The 12756-nt window shown below is 65.9% G+C and carries 11 protein-coding genes, 2 tRNA genes and 1 pseudogene; 7 read left to right on the top strand and 7 right to left on the bottom strand.

Features of this window, described 5'->3' with window-relative positions; translation table 11 throughout:
- Position 1: 1 nt before the first annotated feature.
- The 5 genes and pseudogenes from nuoK to LZC94_25055 all read right to left on the bottom strand — a co-directional run bounded on the left by nuoK (position 2) and on the right by LZC94_25055 (position 4112).
- A complete protein-coding gene (nuoK, locus tag LZC94_25075) occupies positions 2-304 on the bottom strand; it encodes an NADH-quinone oxidoreductase subunit NuoK (protein ID WXB20241.1) in 303 nt (100 codons plus the stop codon).
- Entirely contained in the window at positions 304-873 is a 570-nt protein-coding gene (locus LZC94_25070) for an NADH-quinone oxidoreductase subunit J (GenBank protein ID WXB11137.1), read from the bottom strand. Before LZC94_25070 ends, nuoK begins: the two co-directional genes overlap by 1 nt.
- Positions 870-2234: an NADH-quinone oxidoreductase subunit NuoF gene (gene nuoF, locus LZC94_25065; protein WXB11136.1), complete on the bottom strand. Its 1365-nt coding sequence runs from the start codon at positions 2232-2234 to the stop codon at positions 870-872. Before nuoF ends, LZC94_25070 begins: the two co-directional genes overlap by 4 nt.
- A 7-nt stretch (positions 2235-2241) precedes the next feature.
- Positions 2242-2718 (bottom strand): NAD(P)H-dependent oxidoreductase subunit E, encoded by a 477-nt coding sequence (locus tag LZC94_25060; GenBank protein ID WXB11135.1) that lies wholly within the window; start codon positions 2716-2718, stop codon positions 2242-2244.
- 1193 nt (positions 2719-3911) lie between these two features.
- A pseudogene (locus LZC94_25055) lies at positions 3912-4112 on the bottom strand (hypothetical protein).
- Positions 4113-4224: 112 nt separating this feature from the next.
- On the opposite strand from LZC94_25055, the gene LZC94_25050 reads away from it, so the two are divergent.
- The 4 genes from LZC94_25050 (at position 4225) to LZC94_25035 (ending at position 8602) form a co-directional block, all read left to right on the top strand.
- Positions 4225-4647 (top strand): DUF4234 domain-containing protein, encoded by a 423-nt coding sequence (locus tag LZC94_25050; protein WXB11134.1) that lies wholly within the window; start codon positions 4225-4227, stop codon positions 4645-4647.
- Positions 4648-4688: 41 nt separating this feature from the next.
- Positions 4689-5102, top strand: a complete 414-nt coding sequence (locus LZC94_25045) for a DUF2752 domain-containing protein (protein WXB20240.1) — start codon at positions 4689-4691, stop codon at positions 5100-5102.
- A gap of 237 nt (positions 5103-5339) precedes the next feature.
- Positions 5340-6425 carry a glycosyltransferase gene (locus LZC94_25040; GenBank protein ID WXB11133.1) on the top strand — a complete coding sequence of 362 codons (1086 nt, stop codon included), beginning with the start codon at positions 5340-5342 and terminating at the stop codon, positions 6423-6425.
- Between the two features lie 266 nt (positions 6426-6691).
- A complete protein-coding gene (locus LZC94_25035; GenBank protein ID WXB11132.1) occupies positions 6692-8602 on the top strand; it encodes a M20/M25/M40 family metallo-hydrolase in 1911 nt (636 codons plus the stop codon).
- Between the two features lie 1358 nt (positions 8603-9960).
- Here the strand turns inward: LZC94_25035 and LZC94_25030 are convergent.
- Positions 9961-10212 carry a hypothetical protein gene (locus LZC94_25030; protein WXB20376.1) on the bottom strand — a complete coding sequence of 84 codons (252 nt, stop codon included), beginning with the start codon at positions 10210-10212 and terminating at the stop codon, positions 9961-9963.
- Between LZC94_25030 and LZC94_25025 the strand changes: the two genes are divergently transcribed.
- Complete coding sequence (locus LZC94_25025) at positions 10159-10536, top strand: hypothetical protein (GenBank protein WXB11131.1); 378 nt, start codon at positions 10159-10161, stop codon at positions 10534-10536. The two genes, LZC94_25030 and LZC94_25025, sit on opposite strands and share 54 nt — an antisense overlap.
- Positions 10537-10542: 6 nt before the next feature.
- On the opposite strand, the gene LZC94_25020 is transcribed toward LZC94_25025, so the two are convergent.
- Complete coding sequence (locus LZC94_25020; protein WXB11130.1) at positions 10543-11547, bottom strand: YCF48-related protein; 1005 nt, start codon at positions 11545-11547, stop codon at positions 10543-10545.
- Between the two features lie 135 nt (positions 11548-11682).
- Between LZC94_25020 and LZC94_25015 the strand changes: the two genes are divergently transcribed.
- Both LZC94_25015 and LZC94_25010 read left to right on the top strand, forming a co-directional pair.
- Positions 11683-11754: transfer RNA gene (locus LZC94_25015), tRNA-Val, on the top strand.
- A 99-nt stretch (positions 11755-11853) separates the two neighbouring features.
- Positions 11854-11927 (top strand) — tRNA-Asp (locus LZC94_25010).
- Positions 11928-12756: the final 829 nt, after the last annotated feature.

Genomic DNA, 12756 nt, shown 5'->3' with positions numbered 1-12756 from the left:
GTCAGTTCTTGAGGAGGTCCGCCTCGTCGGAGCGCACCGTCCGCCGAATGCGGAAGAGCGCCAGAACGATGGCCAAGCCGACCGCCACTTCGGCGGCTTCGGCGGCGATGAGGAAGAATGCGAACATCTGCCCCGTGTGCGACTCGGGGTAGGCGCCGTTGAAGGCGATGAGGGTCAAGTTCACGGCGTTGAGCATCAGCTCGATGCTCATCAAGGTGACCAGGACGTTGCGGCGTACCAGAAATCCGATTCCGCCGATCGTGAACAGCAACGCCCCGAGCACGAGATAGTGCGTTATCGGAATCACGGGTGTTTTCCTTCTGGCTGGGGCTGGGCGCTTGCGAGCCTGCGCGCCGGTTTCATCTCGTGAGCTTGTTTGCCGCGCGCGACCGCGACCGCGCCGACGATGGCCACCATGAGCAGCGCGCTCGCGAGCTCGAACGGCACCACGCCCTCGGTGAAGATCACGCGGCCGATGGCGTCGACGCTGCCGAAATCCCCGGCGACGCGCTGGAGCGGCTCGAAGGTGACCTTGGTGCCCATGAGCACGATGCAGGCCGCCGCCAAGAGCCCGAACAGCACGCCGGCCACCGCGCGCGGGATGCGCCCGTGGTGATCGCGCGGGGGCGCGGCGTCGGGGCCGAGGAGCATGATGACGAAGAGGAACAGAACGACGATGGCGCCCGCGTACACGATGAGCTGGATGAACGCCAAGAACTCCGCGTGCAGGGCCAAGAAGAGGCCCGCGAGGGAGAGGATGGTGAGCAAGAGCCCCATCGCGCCGCGGATGGGGTTCTTGTTGGTGACGGTCACCAGGGCGCCGGCCAGGGAGAGGGCGGCCATGAGGTAGAAGAAGAGTTGGCCGATGATCACGGGCTTACCCCAGGGATGAGCGTGGCGGTGGCGCGCGTTCGTTCGCCGCGCACGTAGGCTTCGAAGTCTTTGCGGAACTTTTGCAGGAAGCCGAGGGCGGGCATCGCCGTGCCTTCGCCGAAGGCGCAGATGGTGTTGCCCATGATGTTGTTGGCGATGTCGTGCAGGTTATCGAGCTCCTGCATGTTCGCCTTGTTGTCGAGGATCTTGGTGACCGTGCGGAACAACCACGCGCCACCCTCGCGGCACGGCGTGCACTGGCCGCACGACTCGTGGCGGTAGAACTGCATCAAGTTCTCCATGGCGAGCACGGGGCACGTCCCCTCCGCGAGCACGGTGGCGCAGCAGGTGCCGAGCATGGTGCCGAGGCCGCGCATGGTGTCGACGCCCAGCGGCACGTCGAGGACGCTCTGGCCGTGCCACGGGTGCAGGGGCGCCTTTTCGTCCGGCGCGTTCACCACCTCGTCGGCCCGCAGGACCGGGGTGGACGATCCGCCGGGGATCACCGCCAGGAGCGGCCGGTCGCCGGTGACACCTCCGCCGATGTCGTAGATCAGCTCGCGCAAGGTGACGCCCACCGCCAGCTCGACCACCTTGGGGTTCTTGACGTGGCCGTTGATGCCGTAGAGGCGGCTGCCGCCGTCGCGCAGGTGGTGCAGCGCGGAGAGCTGCGAGTAAGCGTCGCCGCCCATCAGGAGCGCGGCGGGGACCATGGCGATGGTCTCCAGGTTGTTGACCGTGGTCGGGCAGCCGAAGGCGCCGGCTTGGGCGGGGAAGGGGGGCTTGAGGCGCGGCTCACCGCGACGGCCCTCGAGCGAGTTGAGGAGCGACGTCTCCTCGCCGCAGATGTACGCGCCGGCGCCCGTGTGCACATAGACCTCGACGGGGTAGTCGGTGCCGAACGGGTTCTTGCCGAGGTAGCCCTTGGCCTTCGCCTCCTTGATGGCGCCCCACAGCCGCTCCTTGGAGAGGTGCAGCTCGTCGCGCACATAGATGTAGGCGACGTGGGCGCCGATGCCGTAGCAGCCGATGATGCAGCCCTCGACCACGGCGTGCGGGTTCCACTCCATCAAGGTGCGGTCCTTGTGGGTGCCGGGCTCGCCTTCGTCGGCGTTGATGACCAGGTAGGCGGGCTTGGTGGGGTGGGGCTTCATGAAGCTCCACTTGATGCCCATGGGGAAGCCGGCGCCGCCGCGACCGCGGATGTTCATCTTCTTCGCTTCGTCGACCACCTGCGCGGGGGTCATGCGAAGCGCTTTGCGGGCGGCTTGGTAGCCCTGGACCTCGCGCTCGTACACCTCGAGCGACCAGCCGTTTTTGATTCCGTAAACCTTGCTGAGATAATTGACGGGCTTGATCATCGCGCCTTTACCTCGTGAGCCGGTCGAGGATCTCGTCGACCTTCTCGAGGGTGAGGTTTTCGAAATATTCCTTGTCGACTTGCATCATGGGCGCGGTGCCGCAGCTCGCCAGGCACTCGGCCGTGCGCAGGGTCACCTTGCCGTCGGCGGTGGTCTCGCCGGCGTGGATGCCGAGGCGCTTCTCGCAGTGCTCGAGCACGGGGCCGGCGCCGCGGAGGGCACACGGGAGGGTGCGGCAAACCCAGACCTGATGCTTGCCAACGGGCTTCTGGTTGAACAGGGTGTAGAAGGTGACGACGCCCTGAACGTGGGACAGCGGAAGATCGAGCGTGTGGGCCACGTACTCGATCACCTCTTCGCTGATCCAGCCGTTCTGGTCCTGGCACAGGTGGAGCACGGGGATGCACGCACCCATCTTCGTCGGATAACGGGTGAGAATCTCGCGAAGGGCGCGCTCACGATCGGCGGAGAGTGCGAAAGGCATCGGGGAATCTTTTTCCGGTTTTCGGGGAGGCTTGGCATTCGTGCGCGCGCGCGATGCCGGACTTGGACCGCCAAACGAAAGAAAGGCATTTCTCACGCGGCGGGCGCGCGAACGCTAGTGTTTAGCGAGGAGGGGTGTCAAGACGCGTTTCGGAGGTCCGCCGCCCGGGCGGGCTGGGTGTCCAGTGAGGCCGCGGGTTCACTCCGGCTTGACCGCTTCCGAGGGGCCGCGGATTCACTCCGGCCCGGCCCCGTGGGGCCTCGGGTTCGAGTCCCGTCCGCCGCATGACGGTGCCGTGGCACATGCGCCAGGTGGTGAAAGTCGTCCGCCGCGAGCGGCGGAACTATGCGCTTGAGAATTCGGGATCCCGGGCGCTATGCTCCAGGCCATATTTTTGGGGGATCGACGCGGCCCCTTCATATTCTCGCCCATCTGGAGAAAAGCGCGGAGGCCGCCGCGCATGGAGGTAGCCGAGTGTTCTGCCCGAATTGTGGAACCCAGAATCCGGACAACGTGCAGACGTGCACAAAATGCGGGTTCAACATCAAGGGGGCCGCCGCCCCGAAGTTCAAAGGGACGATGCTGATGATGAATCAGCCGCCGCGTCCTGCCGGTCCTCCTGGCGCGGCCCCGCCCCCCGGTCACTCGCCGGATTCCTCCCAAGCGAACCGAGCGGGTCCTCCTGGCCTCGCGAGCCCGCCCCCCGCGTTTCCTAGCGATCTTCCTCCTCCAGGAACGCCCGCGGCGGCCGGCGCACCTCGTCCGAGTGGGAGCGGTGGCGTCCCGGGGCTCCCCGGAGCCGGCGCGCCCGGCAAGCTCAAAGGTACGATGGTGGGCGTGGCCCCGATGAGCGCGGGCTCGGCCCCCGCGCCGGGCCAAGCCCCGGGTTTTCCGCCCCCCGGCGGAGCTCCGGGCGCCTTTCCGCCCGCGCCGGGTTTCGGTGGTGGCGGTGGACCGGCGGGTGGCTTTCCTCCTCCGGGGCAGCACCCCGGTCCAGGTGCAGGCGTAGGCGCGGGCGGCCAACCCGGTCAACCCGCGCCGGGGTTCTCGTTCGGCGGCGAGGGCGTGAATGCCTTCAGCGGCACGGTGGTGGACGCCGCCCCGCCGTTCCCGATGCCGTCCGACCCTGGAAAATTCGAGCCGCCCCCGGCCGACATTCCGCCCCCACCGGGTTTCGGCGGCGGCGGAAACTACGGTCCGCCCCCCGCGTATGGCATGCCCCCGGCGGATCCCGCAGGAGGCGGTTACGCGCCACCAGCGCCGGGCGGCTTTGGTGGGCCTGCGCCCGGTGCCCCGCCCGGCCCTGGCGGCTTTGGATTTCCGCCGCCCGGAGGACAAGGTCCCGGCGGTGGCGGTGGATACGGTGCACCACCCCCCGGTGGACCGCCGGATTTCGGCGCGCAGCTGCAGCAAGGCTTCAACCAAGCGGGCGATGCGCTGCAGCAGGCGTTCAATCCCCAGCAGTACGGTCAGCCGCAGTATGGGCAGCCCTACCCGAACCAGGCGATGGCGCCGATGGGCGCGTTCCCGCAGGGCGGGCCGATGGTGCCCGCCGGTCATCCGCCGGCGCAGCCGGGCCAGCATGGTCCCAAGGGGCAGGTGAAGAACCCCACCACCGAGCTGGTGCTCGGCCTGGTGACCTGCGGCTTCTACCAGATGTACTGGATCATCCGCGTCTTGAGCGAGATGCAGGCTTTTCTGCAGCGCGATGAGCCGAGCTGGATCAAGCTCATGGGGTTGAGTTTCATCACGTGCGGATTCTATGGCCTCTACTGGCAGATCACGCGCCTCGGGGCGCTGGTGCAAGAGGTCCAGTTCCGCGCCGGGGTGCCCAACCCGCAGAACCACGGCTGGATGTACATCATCCCGTACTACAACGTGATTCTGCTCCAGCAGGAGCTCAATCGCGCATGGCAGGGGCCGGCCTAGCCGAGAGCGGCGGCCACGCGCACGAACCGGCCGTGCAGCCTATGCAGACCGCGGGGGCGCCGCGCCCATCACCGTTCGGGGTTCGCCTCGCGGTCGTGGCCTTGCTGGTCGGCCTCGCGGCTGCGCTCTTGTTCGTCACCTCGTTGCCGGCCACGTGCCCCATGCGCGTGACCTTGCACGTTCCATGTCCCTCGTGCGGGCTCACGCGCGCGGCGCGCCTGGCGCTCGCGGGCGATTTTCACGCGGCGACGCACATCCACCCGCTTTGGTTTCTGGTCCTTCCGTATGTGGGGACCTTGGGGCTCGTTCAGCTCGCGCACTACTTGGTGCGCGGTGAGCTTCGGGCCATGAACAACCGGCTCGTTCGTCCCGTCGGCTACGTGCTCCTGACCTTGCTGATGGTCGTATGGATCGCGCGCTTTTTCGGCGCCTTCGGCGGCCCATGCCCCGTGTGAGCTCCGGGTGACGATGAGGCGGCAAATTGTAGTTGTATAATTCACGGATCGTTCACAACCCCGCCCTCGGCATGTCGCTCCGCTCCTCGATGCTGCAGACTCGTGGGACCGGGGCAAGCTGTTGGGCTCTCTGCGCTCGTCGCGTCAAGCGGCGCCTATTCGCTCATGATGGGAGCGTTCCTCGTCGCGCGGGCACGTGCTCGCGCGCAGAGGCAACCGCCATCCCGCGCACCGCGCGTGAGCGTCTTGAAGCCGCTCGCGGGCGTGGACGACGATCTTCAATCGAACCTCGAGTCGTTCGCGCGGCTCGATTATCCGTCGTTCGAGGTGCTGCTGGGGGTGGCGTCCACCGCGGACCCGGCGTACGCGGTCGCGCAGGCCTTCGTGGCGCTCCACCCGAAGCTCGACGCGCGCGTGGTGGTGACCGATCCCGACGCGGCGAAGAACCCCAAGGTCGCGCAGCTGGTGGCGCTCGAACGGGTCGCCACCGGTTCGGTGCTGGTCATCTCCGACTCCAACGTGCGCGTCGCTCCTCGCTACTTGGAGACGCTCATCGAGCAGCTCGAAGGCCCCAACGTCGGGCTGGTCACGAGCCTCTTCGTCGGCACCGGTGAAAAGTCCTTGGGCGCCGCGCTGGAGAACCTTCAAATCGGCGCCTATGTCGCGCCGTCGATCGCCGCCTCCGCGGTGCTCGCGCCGCGTCCCTTCACCGTTGGAAAGTCGATGGCCATGTGGCGGCGCGACGTCGCCAAAATGGGCGGCTTTCGCGCCATCGGCGAAGTGCTGGCCGAGGACCATATCCTCGGGCGCAAGGTGTGCGAGCAAGGCCTGGAGGTTCGTCTCTCGCTCGACGCGGTCGAGAACCGCAACATCTCGTGCTCGGTGCGCCGCACCCTCGAGCGCCACACGCGCTGGGCCAAGATGCGGCGGGCGATCAGCCCCACCGGCTTCGCCATCGAGCCGCTCGGCTCGCCATTGACGATTGCCACGGCCTTCGTGGGCTTGTCCCCAGGGGGCATTTCGTATGCGGCGCTGGTCTCCACATGGCTTTTGCAAATCGTCGGAACGACGTTGGCGCTTCGGGCGCTGCGAGGTCGCGTTCCGTGGAAATTGGTCCCATTGGAACCGCTTCGCTGTTACGTGACCCTTTGGTGCTGGATGCACGCTTGCGTGAGCCGTAGGGTTCGCTGGCGCGGTCATCCCATTGTGCTGGGAAAGGATTCGCGCATCGTTACACTCGCCGAACGGCGCGCCGAAGTGAGCATGCGGCCTGCGTGGTCGACGCGTTTGCGGCGGGTGCTTGCGAGTGTGAGCACCGTTTGAGCGCGGGCTCCGTCGGAGCGTAAGCGCCGTCGAAATCGACGTCGTTCGGTGCTCGTCGTTCGTTCGTCGACATGTAGCTCGTGATATCGGCTGCACCGCAACGGCGTGATGCCACAATGCCCATGATCGGCGTGACATGGTGCGAGCACCCTTTGCGTGCTGCATTACGTCATGCGCGACGCTCAATCGACACGATGTCGTTTCGTGCGTGACCCTTCCGCACGGGCGTCCTAAGGTAGGGCGTTTTCCGACGGAGGAGAGAGCTTATGTCAATGATTGGCAAGAGAGCATTGGGCTGGTCATCCCTCGTGGCGCTGACGGTCGGCGTAGCTTGCTCGAGTGATCCCGACAATCCGGGCAACCCGCCGAACAACGTGGACGCATGCGCCAACATCGAGGCGCAAGTAGCGTCCCAGCAGGCGTTCGAATCGCTGGCGAGGTTCGTGGCGGTGGAGACCCACCGTACGGGGGACCAGGATCCGAACGAGGCGAAGGTCATCGAGAACGTCAAAAAGCTCGAGGCGGCGCTCCAAGCGGAGATCGATGACTTCAACAAGGGCCAGAAGGACAAGCTGGAGCCCTTCAATTGGCAGACGGACGATTGGGCGCCCGGGGCGGACCACCCCAACTTCCGAGTCTTCGGTGTTCGATTTGGGCGCGGGCCGCACAAGGTCGGCATCTCCACGCACCTCGATACCGTGCCGCCGGGTGACAAGAACGTTTGGGAGCCGTTCACGCTCAAGCGAGACAATCGTCTCAATCCGCGAACCGGAAAGACGGAGGAGTACTGGGTCGGCCGCGGCTCGATCGACGACAAGGGGCCGGCGATTTCGTCTCTTCAAGCGCTCAAGGCGATCGCGAAGAAGTACGATGGCAGCAAGCTGCTCGACGCGGTGACGGTGGAGCTCTTCTTCGACACCTCCGAAGAGACCACGTCGTCCACGGCGGCGTACTTCAAGGCAAAGCCGGCAGAAGAGCCGGATCTCGCGGTGATCTTCGACGCTTCATGGTGCATTCGCGCGGAAAAGGGTGTCGAGCGTCCGGTTTTCACCATTAACCGAGACGCGGCGCTCAACAAGAAGGTTTGGGTCGACTCGCTCACGAGCGGGGAGGGCCCGGCCAACCAAATCCCGGACACGGTCACGGCGGTCATCAAGGCCGACACCAGTGGCGCGTCGGATCTGAACAAGCTCGCAACGGAAATCGTCGACCGGTACAACCAGTACCAGTTCGATGATCCGACCTACCGCCGCGCGGAGCTGATCGTCGACAAATCGAAGCTGGGCGACCCCGCCCCGCAACTGACGCTGACCACCAAAGTCAAAGGTGCGCAGCACGGGTCGCGACCCGACGAGAACCGCAAAGACGGTGCGAACCCGCTAGTTTCGCTGACGAACTTCGTTGCTTACCTGGTGCGTGAAGGAAAGGTGGCCGACAACGACGTTGGCCGCATGAGCAAGTTCATCGAGTGGAACTGGGGGACCCGGGTGTTCGGCGAGGTACGCCCCGGCGCCAACTATCGGCAAGACGACGTTCTCAAGAAGAGCGACGATGTCTTCCAAGAGGGCAACGGCACCTCGTACGCAATCACGCGATTCTACACCTTGAGCAGCGTCATCTCGCTTAGGGTCGATATTCGATACGCGTTGGGGCACCACAGCGTAGCCTGGGACGGAAAGACCGAGGGGTACGTTGGTCCTGACACCCCCGCAAATAAGAGCAACTTCCAGGGCATCTTTACGAGCTTGGTGACCCAGTTCAACACTGCAGCAGGAGCGGGGCCCGCTCTGGCGCTCGAGAAGACCACGACGGGTGCGATCCCCGATATTCGGCTTCCCGGCGGTGCATCGTTCAGCCGAATCAGCGATGCGTACAGAGCGGTCATGAACCAGCCTTGCCCCGCGCGCGCCATCGGCGGCGGCACGGACGCGAAGGGCCACACGAACTTCATTGCGGCCGGTGCACTCTTCGACAACAACTTCGGACCGCCGGTCAACTTCCATGGCCTCAGCGAAGCGGCGCCCGTGAGCGATCTGCAGCTCAGCACGAAGATCATTTGCAAGTTCCTCGACGAGGAGGTCAAGAACTCACCGAACGTGAAGCAGTCGCTCAAGGTACAAAGCGCGAAGACGCCTTGGCACACCGAGTCGCACTCGGGCGGCGAGGATCTTCACTAGACACGGATGGACGTCATGGAGCGTGCTCGCGGTCGCATGCGGCGGGCCTGCTCCATGACGACGACGTTTTCGAGGCAAGTGTTCCGGTGTGGGGGACGTTCCAGTTCGTTCCCGCGTTGGGCGAGGGGAATGCGTGAATGTCGAAATGATGTGAGCAATGCATCGAGGGGGGCAGTTGCATGCGTGGGTGCACATCATCGAGGACGGTCCGTGCGCGTCGGCTTCGGCAGCGCACGTGGCGTCTCCTAGCAAGTCGGTATTCATTGACGGTACGTAAGGTGTACCGATCGCACCCGAGATGTGCCGGTCGCACCTCGTAGGTTCGATGGACACGGTGGTTCATTCGTCGTTAGGCTTGTTCGCAACATCCTTCGCGGGATGACCGACAAGTAACCATGATGAAAGATCACCGAAAGACCGCGTGGCCGAGCTGCGTTCTTCGCCCAGGCCGAGTTTTAGCCCTTGCATCCATTGCGTGCGCGATGGCGTCTGCCCGCTGCGGCGGTGATGACTCCGGAGGAGGGCCGAAAAAGGACGAGCCCGACGGTGGTGGTATTATCATCGTGGACGGGTGCGGGCAAGGCGATGGGCCAAAAGCCTCGAAAGCATGTGTCGACGAACGTCTCGGTGTTTTCGTCTCGGCCGAAGGCTTCGACGAAAGTGACGGTACTCGGGCGAGACCCGTCAAGAGCCTCGGGGTGGCGATGTCGAAGCTCTCGGGAGGCCGAAGCTATGTCTACGTATGCGAAGGGCGTTATTCCGAGAACGTCAAGGTGACAGCCGCGGTGAGGCTCTTCGGTGGCCTCTCCTGCAAGGACTGGACGTACAATGGGAAACATCCCGTGATCGCGGGCTTGGAAGGAAGCGGCACGCTGGCCGTCACGAAAGCGAAGAACGTCGTTATCGAAGACGTCGACTTCGAGGCTCCCAACGCGACAGTCCCTGGTGGTTCGAGCATCGCCGGGCTCATTTCTCAGAGCGGGGTGACATTGCGGCGCGCATCCTTCACGGCGCGGTCGGGGAGATCCGCTGACAAGGGACAAGAAGGTGGCCCTCTTCGCGCTCCCGCGCCAAACCGGCTGGGAGCAGGCGCTTCGAAAAGCCCCAATCCGGACTGCCCACGTAGCGTAGGAGGCGGAGGCGGCAATCCCGCACCCGGCGGCACTGGGGAGCCGCCAATGTCTCCTGTTCCCGTATGGGCGACCGGGGCAGGCGGGACAGGGGGCTCGACATGCCCTCCAGCTACCCGAGGGATCCAAGGATCTCACGGCGTTGGTGGCCAGACAGGAACGGGTGGCAGCCGCTACGGCGTTCTCACGGCAACAGGTTGGAATCCCGAAGCCGGCAACGTTGGCGGTTCAGGTGATGTTGGCCAAGGTGGTGGGGGGGCGGGAGGCTACACGACCTCTGGCGGCGGCGATCCCACTATTCACGAGGGTGGCGGTGGAGCGGCAGGTGGTTGCGGTGGCGCGGGCGGTGGCGGTGGCGCGGGCGGCGGTTCGAGCATCGCCCTCGCGGTGTTCGATTCGGAAGTCGTGCTTGAAGAGAACCGACTCTTGACGGCACTCGCTGGCAAAGGAGGAGACGGTGGCAAAGGGCAAATAGGCCAAGTCGGTGGCCAGGGAGGTCGTGGACCGTGCGAGCCAGGTGGAAATGGCGGAGCGGGTGGATCGGGGGGCGGAGGGGGCGGCGGAGCCGGAGGACTCTCCGTCGGTATTCTATGGTCCGGAAATCATCCTCCCGTGCTCGGTGGTGTGCAGATCGAGCGCGCGCAAACTCACGCCTGGATCACCGTCGCTACAGAGGGGGGGCTTCGCGGGGAGGGCGGGCCTCCGAGCACGCCGGCGGTGCCGGGCGTCGACGGTTCCCTCGGAGGTGCCGCCGGTGCCCCGGGCATCGCCGGCATCGCCGCCGCCATTCTTCCGCTTCAATAAGCCCTTCTACAAATCCTCCAGCCCGTAGAGCGTGCTCGTAATGCCCAGCGGCACGCTCTTCCACGTGGCGCCGCGGTCGCCGGAGGCGAGCAACGTCCCGTTGGCGCCCGCGACGTACCAGTAGATGCCGCGCGCGTACCAATCGCCCGAGTCGATGAGCGCCGCGTGCAGATCGGCGTGCGTGCCCGTGTTGGAAGCGCGCCACTGGCCGCCTTCGGTGCGGATGAAGGCGGCGCCGGAGGGGCCGGCGGCGATGGCGAAGTTGCCGTCGCCGCTGATGGTGATGGCGTGGAGCGGGGTGCCCGTCGCGTGCTCCAGGGTGAACGAGGCGCCGCGGTCGGTGCTGGCGAAGATGTGGCCCGCGGCATCGGCGGCGAGAAAGACGCGGGCGTTGGTGTCGCCGGCGACGGCGCGGAGATCGGTGGCGCCGGCGATGGTGTGCCGCGAGAAGGTGGCGCCGCGATCGGTCGAGCGCAGCAGGGTGCCGCCGTCGCCGACGGCGAGGAAAAGATCGTGCGTCGCCGCAACGCCGCGCAAGCCGACCTGGGGCGCATCGGCGACGGTGCGCCAGCGGCGGCCGCCGTCCTCGGTGACGGCGAGGGTGCCCGCGTCGCCGGCGACGACGCCGTGCTTGGTGTCGAAGAAGCGGACCGCGCGGAGCGTCTGCTTCGTACCCGAGTCTTGCTCGGTCCATGTTTTGCCGGCGTCCGTCGTGTACCAGACGCCACCTTGTTCGCCGGCGACCCAGCCGACGTAGTTGCCGATGCACGCCACGCTGTAGAAGGTCCTCGGGCCCAGCTGGCGGACGGCCCATGAGGCTTCATCGAAGGTCTGCGCGAAGGCGCCGTGCTCGCCGACGGCCGAGCGCCATCCGCCACCACCACCGCCTCCGCCGCCACCGGAGTCGCCTCCGCTGCCACCACCACCACCGTCATCGCGCGCGGGCGGCGGACTCGGCGAGTCGCTGCTGCTGCACGCGGCCGCGAACGGGATGGCGAGAACGGGCGCCATCCAAGCCCCAAGGCGGACAAGTCCAAGGCTGAATTTGGTTCGCATCCGCCGAGACTAGCACCGGGAGCACGTTTCGGTTTTTTGCTCTTGACCGAACCGCCGCGATCCGGTTTTATCCGCGTCCTCGTTCCGCCGGGGCGGGTAGCTCAGCGGTAGAGCGCTGGCCTTACAAGCCGGATGTCGCAGGTTCAAGCCCTGTCCCGCCCACAAAAATAAAGGGATGGACGGATAAGAAAATAGCTTAGAAGTTTTCGAAAGATTGATGTAGAGAGACAGTCAGCAGAAGCAAGCAAACAAGGCCAATCTGGGGCGGTAGTTAAGTCGGTTATAACGCCGGCCTGTCACGCCGGAGGCCGCGGGTTCGAGTCCCGTCCGCCCCGCTAGTTTGAGCCACCTCGAGCAGTTGCCGAAAAGGAATCGTCGCCCAATGACAGGTGGGAGTGACGGTTCCTTTTTGCATTTAACGTCTCAGCGCCTACATGGGCGTCCTCGTTCGCGTTCGCCTCTGCAAACGGGGCGCTGGTCGCTCTGGGGCGACGATCGACCATGGGCGCGACGCCCTGATTTTCGGCGAGCCGCAGCTGGGGCGTTGTCTCGGCGCCTGGATGCGCGTCCACGTTCGCGTCTGCAACGGGTGCTGGTCGCTCTGAGGCGACGATGCGAGCATGGGCGCGACACCCTGATTTCGGCGAGGCCGCGGCTGGGGCATTGTCTCGGCGCCTGGATGCGCGTCATGTTCGCGTCTGCAACGGGTGCTGGTCGCTTCTGGGGCGACGATGCGAACATGGGCGCGACACCCTGATTTCGGCGAGGCCGCAGCTGGGGCGTTGTCTCGGCGCCTGGATGCGCGTCCAAGTTCGCGTCTGCAACGGGTGCTGGTCGCTTCTGGGGCGACGATGCGAGCATGGGCACGACGCTCTGACTTCGGCGAGGCCACAGCTGGGGCATTGTCTCGGCACCTGGATGCGCGTCCAAGTTCGCGTCTGCAACGGGTGCTGATCGCTCTGGGGCGACGATGCGAACATGGGCGCGACGCCCTGGTTTCGGCGAGGCCGCAGCTGGGGCGTTGTCTCGGCGCCTGGATGCGCGTGCGAGCATGGGCGCGACGCCCTGATTTCGGCGAGCCGCAGCTGGGGCGTTGTCTCGGCGCCTGGATGCGCGTCCACGTTCGCGTCTGCAACGGGTGCTGATCGCTCTGGGCGACGATCG

It is taken from the genome of Sorangiineae bacterium MSr11954, assembly GCA_037157815.1.
GTDB lineage: Bacteria > Myxococcota_A > Polyangia > Polyangiales > Polyangiaceae > Pendulispora > Pendulispora albinea.
The sequence above is the reverse complement of the archived record's forward strand: the minus strand, read 5'-3'. Positions and strand labels throughout refer to the sequence as shown.

What these genes read in the sequence shown, in the direction of transcription:
- nuoF (WXB11136.1), bottom strand. Translation starts at nt 2,234, where the DNA reads ATGATCAAGCCCGTCAATTATCTCAGCAAGGTTTACGGAATCAAAAAC.
- LZC94_25060 (WXB11135.1), bottom strand. Translation starts at nt 2,718, where the DNA reads ATGCCTTTCGCACTCTCCGCCGATCGTGAGCGCGCCCTTCGCGAGATT.
- LZC94_25050 (WXB11134.1), top strand. Translation starts at nt 4,225, where the DNA reads ATGGCGCCGATGGGCGCGTTCCCGCAGGGCGGGCCGATGGTGCCCGCC.
- LZC94_25045 (WXB20240.1), top strand. Translation starts at nt 4,689, where the DNA reads ATGCAGACCGCGGGGGCGCCGCGCCCATCACCGTTCGGGGTTCGCCTC.
- LZC94_25035 (WXB11132.1), top strand. Translation starts at nt 6,692, where the DNA reads ATGTCAATGATTGGCAAGAGAGCATTGGGCTGGTCATCCCTCGTGGCG.
- LZC94_25020 (WXB11130.1), bottom strand. Translation starts at nt 11,547, where the DNA reads ATGGCGCCCGTTCTCGCCATCCCGTTCGCGGCCGCGTGCAGCAGCAGC.